We start from the raw sequence: 19603 nt of genomic DNA on the forward strand, positions 1-19603 counted from the left end.
CTAAGCCGCATTTCTTATCAGTTACGGTGGTGCCAGGTTAAAAGTTTTTTACAATGAAACCATTGTCGGCGATGTCCACTGCCCAGAAACTGCAGAAGGTGGCGCCACATAAACTGACCTCTTATGAGCACTCAAAACAAAAATGCTCATAAGAAATTCGGGCTAACAAGCCACCGGAATACAGTATAACCAGACAAATATACTGTAAATAAAGAAGTTACGGACCAAACGACAATGCCGCATTTACAGGGAAAAACATACCTACACGAACTCTTCGGTTCAATTGTATACTCCCCACGTCCGTCATTTGTCTCCAATCGCTGGCTGCCTGAAAGTGCTGCAACCCTTAATGCCATTTCAGGTTATGAGTTGCCTCTTGCTCTGAATACATCTGTAATCTGCTCACGAGGAGCATCCACACCTGAAGGCCTTCAACTTTTGGCCGCTGCTGGTTTTACCATTCCCGAAAATCTGTTCAGATTCAGCACCCAACAAGAATACACTGCCCTTCTTGGAAAACTTAGCAAAACAGGTGATAAAGTTGTCGTCAATCACTCGCTAAGTACCTCAGAGCTGAACCCTGAAAGTTACTGGATCCCTAAAGATTTCCTTCAAGCGATAAATAACACAAAGAACCTCGATAGACTTGCTCCAACCGAAATACTCCCGCATCGCACAATAATGCCAATAGAGGAATTACGCGAACGTATTGACTGGATGGAAGGCACAGCAGTATTTAAAGCAGTAACAGATGAATCGACCACCGATGGACTTGCCACATTCATTGCTAAAGAAACCTCTCAGCTACCCAATGTGCTTAAGAAACTAGATGGTGCTGATGAAGTGGTTATTGAAGAATATCTGGGCACACCTGTTACCTTTACCTTGAGTTTCGCTCTCTCCCATGATGGTTCGATCATGTACTCAGGCGCAGCAGAACGAAATCTTGATGCATCAGGTAATCAGAACAGCTACTGGCTTGAAGCTGAACCTCCATTACCACCAGCCGCAATGAACATTGGTGTCATGATCGCCACTCACTGCATTGAAATGGGCTATCATGGTTTTTTACATATGGATATCGGCGTATTGGAAAACGATGAGATCCGCCTGTTCGATCTCAATTTCCGAGCGACTAACGTTACGACTGCCCTGAATTTTAAAGATAGCATTCTGGAAAGGACCAAAACATCGACAATGCTTTTAACTAGCTGGAACGGCAAAGGCGACTTTCAGCAACTTGTAAAGACGACCCACAATCTGCTTGACCAAAACATTTTTCTGCCACTATGGAGTTACAACCCGCTTGCTGATGGGATCAAAGATCTTCCACCTCGAATCGGCGGCCTTATACTCGGGAATTCACGAAGTGAAGTTATCGAGAGAAAAGAGCAAATTGCTGCTATGTGCATCTGACTTTAGTTCTTCTGCAGCTTCTATTTTGCGGAAATTGCGACAAGGTAACCACAACCCATCAGCGACCTCAGGGAATTGCACCTACATCCTAAAGCCAGTGCAATTCCCATAATGCCTGAAATAATTACCGATAGCTCACTCTAGTAGATAGCTTATATGCTCAATGAAGTTCTTCTCGTTCACAAAAGTCACATCATACATAGACGTTAATCCCTGAGCCTGCTCCGTGCTTAATCCCACAACGCAAAACAGAAACTGTTCTTTATCAATCTTCAGTCGTTTTCTTAACTTACAATATTTATCAATATCCTGCCTGAACTCACCAGATTTACACTCCAAACAAATAGGAATCTGATTATTGACAAGCAATAACACATCTAATTCATGTGAGTCTTCATTTGGAAACTTCACGACCAGGTTTCTTGAAAAAGATGCCTGTAGCTGATTATCTCTTGAATATTCTAACAACTTCATAAACACAAACCACTCCATCCACTCACCATTAAAAAAGTTTACTATTGCCGGTGCGGTCTGCAAAGTGAGGCGAATTATTTTATCTTGTTTAAGATAAAAGTATTTGGCTACAAAAGAATACTCATAAAGTTGCTGACAAAATCGTGTAATCTCTTTAACCTGTTTTTGATTTTTCGAGGAAACTGAAAGCTTTACATTGGTATAACCCTTTCGTTGAACCCATTTAATCTGGTCAATCACCTCTTTCAGAGAATCATAATGGTTTCCTAAATGAAGAGCCACTTCATCAAAAAAGCCCGTTGTATCAATTGATTTCGGATTAACATCAGCTAGTATCTGATTTTTCTTAAACCATTGGACTATCGCTTCGTATTGATCTCCCTGGGCCAAAGCTGTCGTATTATATATGTCTATATTTTCCCACGATGGCTCTTCGAAGACTTCAAATTCCGTAATTTCCTCAACTACAAATTGCTTTTTTAGATCATGGAGCTCTTTGCTTTTCTGTCGATATCTTTCGATTACATTTCTAACAAACCCCACGGTGTCATACACGGATGCGTTTTCCTTACATTTAGGGCATACTACTGACTTTCCAATATAATCTTTAACGACTTCACGAAGATGACCACATTTGTTACACCGAAAGAGAGCCATGTTTGTTGCTTTCCCCTATTCTATATCAATGAGCATTAGCTAATGCGTTTATCCTGCTAAAATATATGATGTTTGTTACTTGAAAAATTAAATACATTTTCCAAGATAAACTAAATTGTTCTCAACATTTTTGTCAAGAACACATCAAGTTAGCCCCTGATATTCCTACATAACATACAATATCAAACATCTGCGCAGTAGTCTCTCATGGCTCCCAGAGGTTTCCTGTGCAATGGATTATGCTCAACGATTAAACTCCCGCCAGCATGAAAATATACCGTTTGCAGCAAGAAGAGTTCGCTCCGGCAGGGTATGTTTCAGCATATATTCCCTGTCACTATGATCACAATCTCCTATAGGGCCGAGACCATCGATCACAGGAATACCTGCCGCTGCTATTACATTCGCATCTGAGACACCACTTCGTAATTCATCTTTGATTAAAATATTCAAACGATCGGCTACCTGGAGAATATGGTTATAGAGTTCTGAATTCTTAGAGGATTGTTCCATTGAGGGGCGGGATGAGGATATTTCCAGAGTTGCATGGGTATGTGGTACAAGACACTCATTTGAGAGTCTTGTTATCTCAGCAGCACAACACTGCCCATCATATTCTGTGAGATAACGAGTATCTATTAGTGCCGAGGCATGTTCGGGCACAGTATTCGGGCCGATTCCTCCATTGACCACTCCCACATTGACAACCAACTGTTTTTCAGGATTATTGAGTTTTTCGATCTCGATAATCTTTCGGGAGAGCTCAAGTATGGCACTCGCTTTATCCAGGCCAGAGAAAGCCGCATGCCCGGCTCTCCCCTTTACATTAAGAACAAAACCGGTCTTCCCTTTGCGACCAGTGACAACTTCGCCACCAAGTCCACCACATTCAAACACCATTGCCAGAAGACTCTCTCTTGCTACAGCGGCGATATGTTCTTTCGAAGTAGGTGACCCCACTTCCTCGTCTGAATTACACAGTAATGTAATGGGGATGTGTTCCAGCAAACTACAACTGTTCAACGCCTTTATTGCAAAAATAGCTGTTACAAGCCCACCCTTCATATCGATCACACCCGGCCCCATCACACGGTCCCCTGATTCTGTATACGAATCAAAACCACTGTCAGGCGGAAATACCGTATCCATGTGACCAACAAGCAGAATAGGCTTCAGGTTGCTATTTGTGCAGGCAGGCGATTGAAATACAAGGTGATTACCCATCTCACCCTGCTCTATACATGTACGGGTCATCGGCAGAGAGGCTAACTCTCTTGTGATGATATGACCGACCGCATCGACACCCGACTTGTCACGGGTGTAACTCGGCTGCAAAACAAGTTCACGCAGAAACCTGAACAATTCCTGCTCATTGTTTTTCAGATAGTTCGAAATCGCAGAGATTTCTGCGACCTCTAAGATTCCCGGGATTGTATGAATTTCTGCGAGTGCTGTCTGCATGGTCAATCATTTAGACGGAAGGCAAATGTATCCTGATTGTAAACTGCCTGATCTGCATCAGGGTAGCTCACTTCTTCACCGCTCCATGGTTTTCGAAGGGTAATATTGCCATCTTCATTTGAAACGACATTGGATCGATGAAGCGGAATTTTCCCTCCGGCAGTGGCAATGTAACGCGGAATCGCATCTCCTGAGATATTGCCATACATGGATTCGATCAGGTCACGCCCCACCTCCAGCGGCACCCGGAAATGTGAGAATTGCGGGTTCCGATAACTGCAGTTAAACAGGTAATATGGACGCACATACGACTCGTGTATCGTTTCACAAAGCTTCCACATTTTCACCCTACTGTCGTTAATACCTTTTAAAAGCACAGCCTGGTTCAATACAGTAAATGTCCGTTTAGAGATCTGTTTAAAGACTTCACGGGAAACCGGAGTGATTTCCTGAGGGGTGTTAATTTGAGTAACCACTCGTATGGGCTTTTTGTCGTTACTCTTCTCCAGGATATCAAGTAATTCTGCGTCGACCCTCATTGGAGCAGTTACCGGGATTCGGGTTCCTAATCGTTTGACCTTGATATGCTCTATGCTATCGAGTTCTCCCAGTAGCCACTCAAGTAAAGAATTTGGAAGCAGAAAAGCATCACCACCGGTTACAAGAACGTCACGCACCCGTTTGTTATTTCGTATGTATTCGAGCGCTTCATTGTAGGCATCTTTGCCATATACATGATCTTTTCTGCCGATATGGGCAAGTCGTAGACAATGCGTGCAATACATAGCACACATATTGGTCGCTTTAATAGTAAGCACGCGCGGGTAAAACTGGTCAATAAGGCGCGCCGGTGAATGATCTGCTGCCACAGGAGGAATTTCAACACCTGCGTTTTCGATCATCTCGCCTGTGGGTACAGACTGCAGCATAATCGGGTCATTTATTACGCCAGGCATTATAAGGCTGGTGTAATATGGAGTAAGCCGCATTCTGTACGATTGTGTTACACGGGCAATTGACTCAAGCACATCGGCTGGTAAATCAATAAGCTTTGCCAGGGTCTCAACGGAATCAACTGCAAACCTTATCTGACCGGAAAATGAATTCCAGTCGTCATCACTCATTTTCAGTTCACGCTTTATCTTTGCCTGATTTTCCTTAATCTGATCCCAGAGCTCAATTCCGCTTGGGGCAACACTATCTTTTTGATCCAGATATTCCTGCACGCGATTATTTGCTGTATTGGCAATAGGTAGCGCCCGTGTTAAGCGACCACCAAGCGAAACCATATGTTCATCAATCTGCTGATGTTTATCTGCAAGCTGAACGAGTTGCTCTAGTGAAACACCAAAACTCCCGGGCGTTGCAGTGTTGCTCTCACGTATCTCAAGAAGTTTTGCAAAAAGAGCCACGATGGGAGCAGTGAGTTCAGAATCAATTGCAATTTCAAACAAACTGGCAACTTCCTTTTGCAGCTCCTCGTCCGGCACAGTTGGTTCGTCTATTGATGAGTAAAGTTTTTCCAGCAACTCTTCTGTATAGCTATCGAGTTCAACCGGTGAATCAGTATTCTCGTGTATTGGTGCATTCATGGGAATTACGCCTCGTGTATGGTTTGTTGTATAAATCCGACTCCCTGGCAAAGCCCTTCGGCCACATCTTCGGCACAGCGCGCGACCGAGACCACACGTGCCAAAAATGTCCCCGGGGAAACGAGAAAATTCGTCCCCAGATGCTCAAGAATTACGAAGTCTTTTATCAGTTCTTTGCGGGCAATTTTTTTGAACGTTTCCCGTTCATAGGGATTCTGAGGGATATATCCTTTGGTAAGCTGAGCGGCCGTGATCTTGTAATTGTGGGTGCCCCAATGAATACCATGATGATTATCATTCATCTCAACTGTGTGGGCTGGAAAACGGTTTTCGGTGACAGCATAATACTCCAGTTCAGGTAGCATTGGAGACCCCTCCGGTAGCGTCTGCTCTAGCGTGAAACAGAATTCCAGGGTTGTTCCCTGCTTTCGGGCATTAATCTCCAGAAAGTGAATGTCCCCTTTTCTGTCTATAAGATAATCACAACCAAAGATTCCACGATAACCTGCTTCACCAAGTATCCTGCCAATGGTAACCGTATGCTCACGAAGCTGTCGTTGCTGTTCTGTATTTGCGACCGAAGGAAAGGTTGAACCGACAAAACGATTACCATCCTGAATTACCTGATCGGCAATGCCCGCGATATACACATCGTTTTCATTTGCAACTACAGCCAGTACAGTGGGGTCAAGATCATGGGGGATATATCGGGTTACCAGGTAATAGCAGTTGTCATCATCTTTGAATTTTCTAACAACATCTTCCTGACAATAGGTAACGGCTGAGTTAGCACCACCAGCCGAATATGCAGCGCTGACAAATATACCATCCGGCCATTTTTCCCAGAGAGTTGAGGTAGTCTGCAGCAGGTGCTCCCGGCCTTCACAACACAAGCCATCAATACATGGAACTCTGCCTTTTAGCAGATTATACTGAAAAACCTTGTCGTTGTATTTCCTGGCAATCTGTTTGTCCGGCCCTAAAACTGATACCCTATCGATGGAATCGAGGGTCATCTCAACCATGCTCTCATAAAGATTGACATAGAGCTGATTCTGATTGGCAAGAATGGTTTCGATAAGATTCCTGACCGTCTTCGACTCTGAAACAGCCTTCATGAATATAGAAGATTTCAGACGGCAACTCATGCGGGGTTGGGTATCCATATGGCTAATAGCATGATTTTCTATCATGTCTTGGGTAGCCACCGGATTGATAACAATAATGTTTGTATAGTTATATTGAATACACACGTCGGGAACGATGGCAATAAATCTCACTTCCCGTTTATTGAGGCGTCTCTCCAGACATTCTTTGACAAAACAATTGAGGCTGTAATTCTTTAAATCTCCCACATAGAGGAAATAGTAGGCTTCCGGGTTGTAACTGAAGTTTGAAAAAAGAACATCATCACAATCCATTTCCATCGTTGTTTCCGGGGAAATAAGAGTTTGAATGATCATGGCATCCTCAATGTATAATGATGACAGTCGATTGTCGACAATATATATAGTTATAAAAAAATCTCCGAAACATCTTCGGAGATTCTGAATGTGTTTATTAATTTTCCTGCAATTTTGATATCTTGGTACCGGTCTCAGTGTAGTGCTCTCTAACGACCTGTTCAATCCTGACCGGATCGTTTGATTTCAGACCATCGATAATTCGCTTGTGTCGATTACCAATTTCTTCAGGAGTATAGAGTCTGCTCCAGAATTTATAGAACATGATGTGGAGTTTCTGACTAAGTCGCACTGTGTAATCGAGCAGTTGGACATTATCGCTTTTGCCAATTAACATACTGTGAAAATCATCACCGATTTTAACAACCTTTTTACGATTATCTTTTTTAGCATATTTTTCCATCAGCAACGTCATATCTTCCAGTTCTTCAATCTCATCTTCAGAAAATTGTGTGTACGTAGTCATAACGGCATAGCCTTCGAGAACACCGCGTGTAGTATACGCGTCCACTATTTCCTTTGGAGAGAGCTGAGTAATAAAATTTCCAACCTGGGGTTGATACTCAACAATACCATTGGTAATCAATTCTTTAAGGGCTTCACGTATCGGCGCACGGCTAATTCCCATCTCTGCTGCCAACCAACTCTCTTTGACCTGTTCTCCAGGAGAGAGTGTTCCGTTAAGGATCAGGTCATAGATGTGTTCAATAGCCTGATCTTTATATGTGCGCTTTACAATTGGCATAACTAATTACCTGTGATGTAATAAAACAGTGGTCGATTGTCGACAATATACAGCCAATTACTCTATCCATTTACGACTGACAAGAAAAAAATACTCCTGGCCGTATTATTTTGATAGTTCAAGGAAGGATGGAAATGTTAAAACTCGTCCTGCAACCCTCATGGATCATTAGTAAACAACAGGTTGAAAGTGATTTTGAGCAAAGAAGGAATCAAACCAACTGAAAAAGCAAACCAACGCTTCATAGGTTGAGAAAACATCTACGTAGCAAAGTTTTACACCACACTCACCTTACCAACTATCAGGTATCCTGATTTTCTGCCCAACCCGTATTTTTTTAACATCCTTAATGTCATTATACTCAGCAAGGAGTGTATAGTTCATCACTTTGCCCGAGTATTGTCTGGCTACATCCCCTAAGGTCTCTCCCGGTTTTATGATATGCACTACCCCTGACTGACTATTTCCGTTTGGTATCCCCGGTTTACTTCTGCTCATTTTACGTGCAATCCTGATACCTTCTCTTCTTTTCGCCGGATAGAGTTCCGCCGCCAATGCTCCAAAGAACGCGCCACGCAGCATATTACGTGCAACCGGAATCATGACCTCCTGATAATCGCCCACCAGCACTGTCGGATAGTCAGTAACATAAGTTATCCTGCCACTTTTTTTGGTGATATAAATAGAATGCTGATAATAGATTTTTGTCGGCTTATCTGTCTCTGTACTTTCTGCCTGCTCTATAAAAACTTCTTTTGCTGCAGTAAATATAAACCCTTTCGCCCTGTCCTTCTCGATCACAACCTCCCCATTGGCAGAGAGCAGACGGAGGATTTTGTCATAGGTTTGCCCGTAGGAAAGTTCATACCTGTAGGTATCTGAAAATATTTGTTTATAATCAACATAGGGATATTTATTAGCCAATTGACCAATCGCATCTAAAGCCTGTAACTCATCTAACCCCTGCCGGGCAGTTCGACCCGCAACCATCATGCATCCGACCAAACCACATAGAACACCAAACACCATTATCGGGTATGCGATATGTTGAATAATGGTTTGTATTCTGATCCCCATGTGGTTCTCCTCATGCTCAACGCCAATCAGGGCGTTCGGGCTGGATAAAATCAGGGTCGCTGAAGGTGTTTCTATTCTGTTTTATAATCTCCGCTTTTAAGTCTCGTTCGAACTCTTTTAATGCGCCACCAATCTGGCCAAAATCTTTTTTGAGCATCACCAGAAATTCATCAATATTCTGCGGCTCTCCCCGCTCCTGTTGTGCCTTGAGTGCTTCTTTCCCTGCCCTCTCGGTCAGGAATAGTTCTTTTGGATCTCCTATCCTCACCTTCCCCGACTCCGCCAACAGCACACTTGGAATACACAGCAATACAACTGCCAATAGAGTGATTTTCAACATATCTCACATTCTCCCTATACTTAAGAGGTTGTCCGAGAATAGGAATTTGGGTCAAAGTCGAGGCGTTCTAAAAAAACAAGCACAGCCATATATTCGATATTGCGAGCATTGTTTTTTGATAATAACGAAGAGTTTGGAACAAAGGCCATTGTCGGACACCTCCAGGTAGAGGTCCTCTGAATATGCAGAGAAGCCAATCGCAACAGAACCAGTTTTTCTGGATTCCCTAGCACGATAGAAATATTCGTCAGCCCACTTCTATATGTAACTTTTCAAAAGAAACTGCGTGGAGCCTTCACCATCCCCACTTTATCATGCCACTGGCCAAGCCGTTCCCCGCGGAGGGAGAAAAGTTGCAATTTGCAAGTGTAGTAGGTTATTTTCCCGCCCTTTGGACCACGTTGACGGGTCGATGTGATAGTTGTCTTGATAATATAATTATAGCTCGAAGAAAGGCTGCTCTCGTCAATTACCCTGGCAATACCGGAATCTAGAACCTTCGAGATGATCTCATCCTGCAGATCTTCTGTTATAATGTTCGCATCGTGGGTGGTATTTTCTGGGACGGCTACAACCAGTAGTGGTTTACTTTTCTTACCATCCCACGACTGGACTTCGCTGGAAATCAGCATTTTTTCCGTTACCCTGCTAGCAAGAGCGATCATATCTTCTGCGGTGATCTTATCATCAAGATGAATCCGCTCTCCGTCCGGGACCAGACCGACATTGCTCTGGCCGCCCACAGATTCACCATACTGCGAATCCGGCTCTGACATGATCGTCACATCATCGTACTGACGTGTAGAATTCTGGGCGCAACCGGCCACTGTCGCAACCAATGACAACACAACGCAACATACCAATCTCTTAGCAAGACCTTCCCTCATCCCTTCCCCCTGTTAATTTGATGATTTCAACTGTTTGTTCAATTCTATAAAGGTATCATCGACTAATCGGATGGTAAAAACTGCCTGCGTTGCCTCCTGTCGAAGCGAGGTCTCTGAATAATTTTTCAACTCTTGAGGCCCAAGTACCAGACGTTTCCAGGGACGAGGTTCGGCTACAGAAAAAGCATCAGCATCTTCCCACTCATATTGATATTCCAGTTCATAACGATTCTGGGTCAAGTTCTGCAGCGTCACCTGAGCCGTGGCATACCTGCCTGAGACCCGCAACTTGGGGTTAGTAACCTCAATATTTCCGAGAAGGGTGTCTGATGCTATTACTCTCTTAATCCCCGGGAAACTATTATCAACCGCTGGCAACTGAGCAACTTCCTGATACTCAACTTGAGATTCATACACTGGTTGGGCAGCAGGTGTGCATCCTGACACGACAAGTGCAAACGCCAGCAGACCGATTGCCTCCCGTTTTCTATTTCCCATGTTCTACTCCTGACTGAATAAATTTGTTCAAGGTTTCCTTATGCCTTGGGAGACCATATTTTCTTACTCGGATACGCGTACATAGTGTTATCAAGACTTCTCACCAGCACAAAATGCCGGTCGCCCTGGCTGAGTTTAATTGTTTGTTCAGCGACTTTTCGCCCTTTCTTATCATATGAACAGATTCTGAGCGTCTTTAAGCCTTTCGGTGGATAAATCCGCGCAGCCATTATCTTTGAAGGTAAACTCATCCAACTGGTGGTATCAGGTTCCTGATACTCGTCTGTATACTTTCTCACGACCCCGCCAATACCCAAAAACATATCTCCAAGTGTCACAATCGCTGCATCCCGAACCGTTGAAGCAACCATCATCGCCTGAATGGCCGGAAGTGAATCTTTCTGATGTCGCATTGCCAGAGCCTCAACATTGGCCACAGGTGAGAGTGTCGCAAGTAGTTTACCACCAGCAGTTAACACCTTAATCTTAGCAACCTTACTGCTGATCGGTTCATAGGTGGGTAGTTCCACATCCAGATCCCGATCAAGCGGAATTGAAAACACTTTTTTCTCAGGTACAAAACCATCAAGGGCTACCACATGGATAAGGCGGGATGCTGATTTTTTCTTTTTAGTATCTTTGACAGCCTGCTGAAGCACCTTGCTCTCAGGATTCAGTTTTAAGGCCTGGGAGTAGGCAATATGCGCATTACTGAGGAGTGACTTTAGGTCGACGCTTTTAAATTCATTTACCATCCCTGTGACATAGTCACCAAACGGGTTTACAAAAGCATTGGGGACTTCCAGGGCTACATCATCATATTTGGAAAATTCCGCATCAATAGTTGCCAGTAATCTGTCTGAACGATGCCGGGTCTGTTCATCCTGCTTTTGTATTTCATTTGTGTTTTTTGCTTCTTTTTTCTGCAGTTCATCAAGTTCTGCCTCAAAGCGCTCTTTTTCCTCATCCTGCCATTGCACAGCAAGTCGGGCCACATTAAAAGCCCGATCATCACCTTTTAACAGATAGGACATGGATGCAAAATCAAGCAGAAGCACCTTTTCATAGCCTGGTGCATCATAGCGCCCGAGTTCGCCAGCACCCATAAAACCGGTGAACCAGCCACCAACAGTGCTGAGTCCCTCACTTACATACGATTCCGATTCCCGTTCTTCAATAAGTTCCTGCCCCATCTGACAATAGCGCAGGGACTTATCGGCGTCTCCGGTCTGCAATGCCAGGGAAGCCCTCTCCATCAATCCGATTAACCGCAGCTTATCGGCAAGAGCAGCATCATTTTTGCAAGATTTTTGCAATAGCTCCTCTTCAGAAGCCAGGGAGAGCTGGACGTCTTCAACCTTGCCTGCGGCCAGTTGTTCGCGATACGGCAGAAACTGCTTTGAATAGCCGGTGTAATATGATTCAGCTGGCCTGACATTACCATCATTTCCGAGATGCTGGGCACTCCGTCCTCCCTGGGTCGGAACGCAACCCGAAAGGATTACACCTGCCATCAGACAAAACACAAAATTTCTGCCTGAACCTTTACGTCTCAACACTGTCTTTTTCTGCATATCATTCATACTTTGGCAAGGGTTAGTGATTGCAATACGCCAGGAGACCATCCGAAAATACTACCAGGAGATCTTCATTTTCTCCTTGGGCTTCGGGACCGAAGGGGGCGCGCTGTTGCGGAGTATATCTCCTCGTGCCGGCATGCTCCCTGTTACCATTTCTGCTCGTGATCTCGCTGTTTCAACCTGGGTTATGCGCAGCATGCCAATGGGTGTCTCTGCAACACCGAAAGATATTCCGGTATCCGGATCAATCAGTTCCTCACCCGGCCGCTGGACAGTAAATGTTGAGCCTACTGCTATATCCGCATCGGCCCCACGGTTAAGGAATATCTGACCGCCGGATAGTACTTCAAGGATTTTTATAGGGTAGAGGCGCTGCACAATTCCTGCCGCCGCTTCTTTTACATAGGCATCGATCATCCGGGTACGTATCTCGGGCATTGCCAGATTTTTGAACTGTTCTTTAATACGAAAGGTATCAGTAGCAATGATCCTGCTGGAATGGGCATCAACAATACGTAGATTCCCCTCCATGATACCGTTTTGTGTCACTTCTTTTTGATCAATGTACGGCACATCTTTACTTGTTTTTAGCAGGTAGGCGCTGGTCAGCTCTCCAATCACCAGATAATCACTGCCTTCGAGCTCCTTGAGGTAATCACGAATGTCGCCACCCTTTGCAATTGCCACATAACTCTTCTCATCAATAAGCTGATCTGTTTCCCGGCGTTCCATCATGGTAAAGCGATTGGATTTAGCCAGAGCATCAACCAGATTATCTGTGAGTTTGTCCATCATAGCCTGCTGGGCAAAAAGTGCTTTTACTGTACCTGCCGGAACCAAACCTGTATTCAATCGAATTGTCGTAAGCGCAACGCTTGGCTTTCCACTGGAGACAGCAGTGAGCGGCGATATTTGACTATCACCAGTTACGGCAACAGTTCCCGGCAATAGAGCACCTGTATATCCTGCCACGTCCTCGTTATCCTGCGGAACCCCTTTCCTGACAAGTTTTAGCACATTTCCCTCAATCGCTTCCTCACCGTAAATCATTCTGCCCATGCTCCGGTTTTCTTCAACTGAAGTCAACTGTATCTGCCCTAACAGATGCTCCATACTGCCGAGTTCAACACCGGTATCCGGGTCAATAATCTTCTGACCGGTCCGAAAAACATCAAGTACAGATCCCGCATTCAGCAACCCATCATTACCTCTGTTAAGATAAATCACTCCGTCATCACTTACGGCAGCGACTTTAATCGGATAGACCGCATTTACCAGATCAGCAACCACCTCGGAAGCATATTGATCCGCAAGCTCAGCGATCAGATGGTTTTCACTTGCCTGATTATCAAGCTGCTTCTGGACAATAATTTTTCTGGACTCCATAACGTCCCCGCTTCTGGCATCCACCAGCCGCATATTGCCTTCAGCAAATCCATCAAATACCTGCATCACCCGTGTTGATCCCGGGAGCTGTATCGACTGCTCGTCCATGGAAAAATTCTGCAATGAACCAAGTACGAGGTAGTCACATCCGTGTAATGCCCCCATACCACTTGGCATATCACGATTTGCAGCTATTGCCTGAGCCATTTGCTCATCGAGCAATTGATCGAGTTCCTGACGGTCGATAATGGTAAATCGCCTCGTTTGAACGAGTCTGGTTATAAGCGTATCTGTAAATATCGGGATGTGTTTATCTGCTTCTTTGCCTGTTTTGGCGGTAGAGCCGGTCTTGACCAGACCAACAGCAATTCGTGGAAGATTCGATGCCAGACTGCCGCCCGCATTGTTAAGAGGGGTTGCAACAGCCTGCCAAAATGTTGCATTTTCATTGCCTCTACTTTTTTCTTTTAGCCCCGACAGAGCCAGATCACCGGTTTTAAAATCTTCTCCGGTAATCGGAGTTACAACAGCAAAATTTCCCTGAACATCTGTAACCTCCACCTCACCAATAGTTTTTTTGAGATGGCCGATAACAACCCCGGAAGACTCCTTCAACGCTTTTCCATCACGTACAATTTGAAAACGATTTCCCTCCACTACTCCGTCATTTGCACCGCGTGAAATAATAAGGGGTTGAACACTGATAACAGTTGCCGGAAAAATCATATCAAGGATTTTAGCAGCCGCACTGCTTGCTACCGAATCCATAAATTCAAAATCACCTCTATTCTCCGGGCCACCAGAAAACAACATGGATGAGACAGTAATGTTCAGACTGTCTGCTCCAACCACAGTGCTGTTTGCAGCATTGATGACCCTAAGGCGCAAACGTGCTTCAGACATTTTCCGATGTAAGGTCCTGCCGCTTTCACTCAAAGGGATTTTTTGTGTCGTTATGCTGCTTCCGAGTTGATGGATATTGCCAACTACCAGATAATCCGCCCCCACTGCAGTACCCAGATCCTTAAAATCATGCAGCAAATCATTATATTTTGCCCCTTTCAGTATAGCAGGTAATGTTGCTTCGACACCGATCTCGAGACTGCCCATATCCTCAATAGCCTTATCAAGTGTGCGATCCATATAACTTGCAGCAAGTTTCTCACCGAAACGCTGTTCGAGTATGGAAGTGCGTAGAGCTTTACGTTCAACAGGTAGAAAGCGCTTGCTCTGTGTCAGCTTCTCAAGGATTGCATCGCCAAGTATTTCAGGTAAACCAACTGCTTCAGGGTCATACCCATGAGGTCTATCAACATTGTTGTAGGCCTGATCTTGAGTCGTATTTGGCTTTGCACCAGCATAACCAGGATGTTTATCCCTGCCATCCCATGACCTTCGATCATAGACTCCTGTCGCGTCAGGTAGGAAATCCGTATGACTCAGCACAGCAATTGTCGCCTGTGTGTTGTTTTCTTTCGATGATGCCGCGCTGACATTTTCCACACTCATACATAGATTCAGCACAAGAATGCAAAGCACCACCATGACTTCTGCTGCCAAATGAATATTTTTCTCCATCTCTATCTCCACTCAGATGTCAGGGTTTTCGAACGATACATCCTACCGACAGTTCACCTTCCAGCTTATCTTTCACAGCTTTTGCTATGGTAAATTTGGGGTTAATTCTATCTACCGTGATTTTGCCTATATACTCCTCGGCAGAGCCAAGCTGCTCTCCAGTGTGAGGATCAATCAGGGCTTCCCCTTTAAAGTAGACATTCAAAACGTCCCCTTTCTTAAAGCCGCCATCCTGGCCACGATTGAGATAGACGGTTTCCCCTTTTACGCTGATCACTTCAACAGGGAACACCATCGCAAGAAACTGATCTGCCATCTGGGCCGATACTCCTTTAGCCAGATCACTAAAGTGTTTAGTATTCGGAACCCCGCCACCGCCGTTCACCATTCTCTCTTGTGTGGAGAAGCTGTCTTTCATGTAGAAGGTGGCAGTTACCTGACCTGTGGTGGTATCGACGATCTGGGTGTTGATTTCAAGCGTGCCATGGTCACGCCTGAAATACTTGTTTTGAAGATTGGGGACTTTATTGGTACTGGCATAAAAGGCAAACCGGTAGACTTCAGGCAGGATCAGATAATCTGCATTCTGCATATTACCCGATTCGGCACTATCGCCTGCCGCAACCTCTGAATCAGCAAATTTCTGCTCATCAAGAATTGCTTCCATTGAGGCTTTATTACGGGTTACCACTTTAAATTTCCTGGTGGCCAGAAAAGAGGCCTCCATTTCTGCAAGCAGCTTATCAAGATCCAGGTATTTCCTCACAGATTCAGAAACATTCTCCGCAACCCTTGCTTCCCTGATTGCTACCGTTGATTTCTCTGCTGCCCAACAGACCTGGACTGTCAGGACTGATATCAATAGATACACCGTAAGTCGACACAACGTTCTTTTACACTTCATATCGTACCCGCCCTATCCTTTCTTATTGTTGTTACTACGTATTTAGAGGTGGAATTACACGCATCAACTTTGAGCACATGGTAATGCAACACAAGAAATAGTATAAAATACGAAACATCAGGTTTTGGAGGAGCATTCTCGAAAAATAGAATGCGTCGAGAGAAAGATATGCTGAAGGAGAATAGATGATTGCACTCTGGAGATCAATTCAATCTGCCGTACATGTCAATGCTACACAATCCGTAATCTCATCACTCTGTACACATATTAAAGGTGCACGGTAGAAGCATGTTTACCGATTGTATATTGAACGTTTTTATCTCAGATAGCTTTGAATAAATCTGAGCGGAACCACTTTCCCCTTTACACAGAACAGATATCACATTGTAGTGTTGAAATACCTGTATTATCTGCTTCCATGTCCCCCTGAGTCTACGCAAATGAAAGCCCCTAAAGAAAGAGCATATATGAGTTAGGCATATCGTTCCATATTTTTTTTTTGCGTAATAATCGGGTTAAAGTGATCACGTTGCAAAAGATAACAGTAATCCTTTTTAAAATCGAAAAGATGATAGATAAACATCCTGCAATCAGAATAGGTAATAAAGATTTACTTTTCTTGAAAAACTATCATGCACTCCATTTCTGCAATAACAATATACCGTTCCATTCACCTGAACGGACAACCGGACACTAACTTTTACCGTGTTCGCATCTGACTGAAGGCAGACCATTTCCTGAATATAATTTTGGAACATATCCATTAAAAGTCGCAAGATAATAAGAACTACCATAAAGATGAAATAACGAGATAGACAATACGATTCGACTCCTTAAAGTGAAGTTTGCCAAATCCCGTATATCAGGTTTTGAAATAGTTGGGACTTTAGACGCAAAAAAAGGTAGATTGCCGACGCCCTGCACATGCATCATAGTATGATCAAATAGCTGTACATCCATTCCCATCGAGAGAAAGATGAAAAAAACCAGACCACAAAGCCGTACCAACAAGAATTCGAGTAAAAATAAAAAAACAGCTGACACATTTACTGTTAAACAAAGCGGTCAGTTGCTCGACACACTCATCGCCGCCTTCCCTGGCAAGAGCCGCAAACTCCTGAAAGCTATCTTGCGGGACCAGCAGGTAATAGTGAACAAAAGAGCAGTAACCCAGTTTGATCAAGTAATCAAAGCCGGTCAGACAATAGAAGTTTGCTGGGAGAAAACATCGCCTAGAAAACGTCCGCATGGTCTCAATATCGTTTTTGAAGACGATCAGATCATCGTAGTCAATAAACCTGCAGGTCTTCTCACTGTTGCCACAGACAAAGAAAAACGCAGAACGGCTTATGCCATTTTAAGTGATTACGTAAAGACAGAAGATCCTGATAATAAAATATTTATTGTTCATCGAATTGACCGGGAAACCTCCGGCCTTCTACTTTTTGCAAAAAATGAAGAGATAAAGCATAAGATCCAGGAAACATGGATTACAACTATTAAAGAACGTACGTACATAGCGGTAGTTGAAGGCAAGATCGAGCGGGAAGGTGGAACAATTACCTCCTTTTTGCACGAAAGCAAGGCGTTCATCGTCTATTCTTCGCAAAACCCGAATGTAGGCAAGAAAGCTGTCACCCATTATAAAACGCTGAAGACCAATAAGGATTTTTCTCTGCTGCAGATTAATCTTGAAACAGGCAGAAAACACCAGATTCGTGTACATATGCAGGATATCGGGCATCCGGTTGTCGGTGATGTAAAATATGGGTCTAAAATCAAGCCAATCGGCCGCCTCGGCCTGCACGCCCAGGGGCTGGTTTTCACCCATCCGAAGACCAATGAACTGTGCAGTTTTGAGACTCCCATTCCGGCAAAATTCAGTAAACTCTTCACAGAGAAATAGCGTATCAATGTCAACCCCTCAGCGAGTTGTTTAATACACCAGCGTACATCAGGCACAGCGTACTGCTATCTATTACTTTTTTTGTGTGAACACTATGTCATTTTCTAAACTCGGGTTATCTGAACCTCTGCTGCGCGCCATTAATGAGAAAGGGTATACAACGCCCTTTCCGATTCAGACTAAAGCAATTCCGGCTGTTCTTTCAGGTAAAGATGTTATGGCCGCAGCACAAACCGGCACAGGCAAAACTGCAGGATTCACCCTCCCGCTTTTGCAGCGCCTGAGCATTGGCCCCCGCGTACGATCAAACCACATCCGTGCCTTAGTGCTTGTTCCGACACGGGAACTTGCCATACAGGTTACGGACGCAGTTACCAGCTACGGAAAATTTCTGCCCACCAGCTCAATTGCTGTATACGGTGGGGTAAAAATTAATCCACAGATGATGCAACTTCGACGAGGCATAGATATTCTCGTTGCCACACCTGGCCGCCTGCTTGATCTTCATCGGCAAAACGCCGTGAACTTTGATCAGATTCAGACTCTGGTGCTTGATGAAGCCGACAAGATGCTCAATCTCGGATTTGAAGACGAGATTCGTGAGATTCTTGCGCTGTTACCAGCTATTCGCCAGAACCTGCTCTTTTCAGCCACATTTTCCAGCGAAATCCGTACGCTCACAGACAAACTCCTGCGACGACCGGTGCGGATAGAAGTCAACCCGCAGAATTCAGCCGCCAAAAGCGTTAAACAATGGCTCTACGAAGTAGACAAAAGCAAAAAACCCGATTTGCTCTGCCATCTCCTGCGCAATAACGACTGGCAGCAGGTACTGGTCTTTTGTCGCACCAAAAAGGGAGCTGACCAGATTGTTAGAAAACTGACAGGCATCGGTATCTCCGCCCTCGCTATTCATGGAGATAAAAGTCAGGGTGCGCGTACTCATGCTCTCACTGAGTTTAAGGCCGGTGCAATCCGGGTTCTGGTTGCCACAGATATCGCTTCACGAGGGATTGATATTTCTGAGCTTAGTCATGTCATCAATCTGGATCTTCCCAAAGTCGCGGAAGATTATATTCATCGCATCGGCAGAACAGGTCGTGCAGGTATGGAAGGGGTAGCAATTTCTCTGGTGAGTGCTGATGAAGTCGAGTTGCTTACCGCAATCGAAACCCTGATTCGCCATCTTTTGGTACGCGAAGTTGCAACCGGCTATGTTCCGAAGCATGGAGTTCCTCTCACCCAGTTGCAGAAGCCGCGCCCGAAGAAACCCAAAAAGCCAAAAAAGAACACAACAAACAGTCAGGCTAAGTCTCCGGATGACTCGCGAAAGCCTGCAGGTTCCAGGGAAAAAAGTGCCCAGAAGTCACGTAGAGGAAGCAGGTCACAAACGACTGGGGCATCGCAGGAAAAATCAGGCGGGAGAAGAAATCGAAAATCATCAGATGCTAGTGCACCAGCCAAATCGTGTAGCCTTGGCTCGCGCAAGAACAGAACTAACCGCAAAAGGCGTTGAAGATGATCTGCAGTCGGTCGACTGCTTAGCAAACTCTCCAGAGTATTGTATTTCTGCCAATTCACAGGTTCACCGTGGAACAGAATATTGTCCTCCATATCTAAAACAGGCAACAACTCGGGT

Annotated in this window: 15 protein-coding genes; 3 read left to right on the forward strand and 12 right to left on the reverse strand. The window is 44.6% G+C overall.

Features of this window, described 5'->3' with window-relative positions; all coding sequences use genetic code 11:
• Nucleotides 1-234 precede the first annotated feature (234 nt).
• Entirely contained in the window at nt 235-1416 is a 1182-nt protein-coding gene (locus FCL46_RS17575) for a hypothetical protein (RefSeq protein WP_136810437.1), read from the forward strand.
• Nucleotides 1417-1551: 135 nt separating this feature from the next.
• Here FCL46_RS17575 and FCL46_RS17580 read toward each other — a convergent pair whose 3' ends face one another.
• The 12 genes from FCL46_RS17580 to FCL46_RS17635 form a co-directional block, all read right to left on the reverse strand.
• Nucleotides 1552-2547 carry a TFIIB-type zinc ribbon-containing protein gene (locus FCL46_RS17580; RefSeq protein ID WP_136810438.1) on the reverse strand — a complete coding sequence of 332 codons (996 nt, stop codon included), beginning with the start codon at nt 2545-2547 and terminating at the stop codon, nt 1552-1554.
• A 243-nt stretch (nt 2548-2790) separates the two neighbouring features.
• Nucleotides 2791-4008 (reverse strand): M20 family metallopeptidase, encoded by a 1218-nt coding sequence (locus FCL46_RS17585; protein WP_136810439.1) that lies wholly within the window; start codon nt 4006-4008, stop codon nt 2791-2793.
• A gap of 2 nt (nt 4009-4010) precedes the next feature.
• Nucleotides 4011-5600, reverse strand: coding sequence for a KamA family radical SAM protein (locus FCL46_RS17590; RefSeq protein WP_136810440.1), 1590 nt, complete (start codon nt 5598-5600; stop codon nt 4011-4013).
• 5 nt (nt 5601-5605) lie between these two features.
• Nucleotides 5606-7063 (reverse strand): ATP-grasp domain-containing protein, encoded by a 1458-nt coding sequence (locus FCL46_RS17595; RefSeq protein WP_136810441.1) that lies wholly within the window; start codon nt 7061-7063, stop codon nt 5606-5608.
• Nucleotides 7064-7160: 97 nt separating this feature from the next.
• The gene (locus FCL46_RS17600; RefSeq protein WP_136810442.1) at nt 7161-7808 is read right to left on the reverse strand and encodes a GntR family transcriptional regulator; all 648 of its coding nucleotides are present in this window, start codon (nt 7806-7808) and stop codon (nt 7161-7163) included.
• A gap of 291 nt (nt 7809-8099) precedes the next feature.
• Entirely contained in the window at nt 8100-8885 is a 786-nt protein-coding gene (locus FCL46_RS17605; RefSeq protein ID WP_136810443.1) for a LysM peptidoglycan-binding domain-containing protein, read from the reverse strand.
• Nucleotides 8886-8901: 16 nt separating this feature from the next.
• On the reverse strand, nt 8902-9225 hold the full coding sequence (locus tag FCL46_RS17610) for a hypothetical protein (protein WP_136810444.1): 324 nt from the start codon (nt 9223-9225) through the stop codon (nt 8902-8904).
• A gap of 272 nt (nt 9226-9497) precedes the next feature.
• Nucleotides 9498-10112 carry a hypothetical protein gene (locus FCL46_RS17615; protein ID WP_136810445.1) on the reverse strand — a complete coding sequence of 205 codons (615 nt, stop codon included), beginning with the start codon at nt 10110-10112 and terminating at the stop codon, nt 9498-9500.
• 12 nt (nt 10113-10124) lie between these two features.
• Complete coding sequence (locus tag FCL46_RS17620; protein WP_136810446.1) at nt 10125-10610, reverse strand: DUF1425 domain-containing protein; 486 nt, start codon at nt 10608-10610, stop codon at nt 10125-10127.
• Nucleotides 10611-10648: 38 nt separating this feature from the next.
• On the reverse strand, nt 10649-12184 hold the full coding sequence (locus FCL46_RS17625; protein WP_136810447.1) for a COG3014 family protein: 1536 nt from the start codon (nt 12182-12184) through the stop codon (nt 10649-10651).
• 60 nt (nt 12185-12244) lie between these two features.
• Complete coding sequence (locus tag FCL46_RS17630) at nt 12245-15154, reverse strand: CsgG/HfaB family protein (RefSeq protein ID WP_136810448.1); 2910 nt, start codon at nt 15152-15154, stop codon at nt 12245-12247.
• 19 nt (nt 15155-15173) lie between these two features.
• Nucleotides 15174-16058 (reverse strand): CsgG/HfaB family protein, encoded by an 885-nt coding sequence (locus tag FCL46_RS17635; RefSeq protein WP_136810449.1) that lies wholly within the window; start codon nt 16056-16058, stop codon nt 15174-15176.
• Nucleotides 16059-17034: 976 nt separating this feature from the next.
• Between FCL46_RS17635 and FCL46_RS17640 the strand changes: the two genes are divergently transcribed.
• Together FCL46_RS17640 and FCL46_RS17645 are read left to right on the forward strand one after the other, a co-directional pair.
• Nucleotides 17035-17964 carry an RluA family pseudouridine synthase gene (locus FCL46_RS17640; protein ID WP_136810450.1) on the forward strand — a complete coding sequence of 310 codons (930 nt, stop codon included), beginning with the start codon at nt 17035-17037 and terminating at the stop codon, nt 17962-17964.
• 94 nt (nt 17965-18058) lie between these two features.
• Nucleotides 18059-19480 carry a DEAD/DEAH box helicase gene (locus FCL46_RS17645; RefSeq protein ID WP_136810451.1) on the forward strand — a complete coding sequence of 474 codons (1422 nt, stop codon included), beginning with the start codon at nt 18059-18061 and terminating at the stop codon, nt 19478-19480.
• Nucleotides 19481-19603: the final 123 nt, after the last annotated feature.

This window comes from Desulfosediminicola flagellatus, from assembly GCF_005116655.2.
Classification (GTDB): Bacteria; Desulfobacterota; Desulfobulbia; order Desulfobulbales; family Desulfocapsaceae; genus Desulfopila; species Desulfopila flagellata.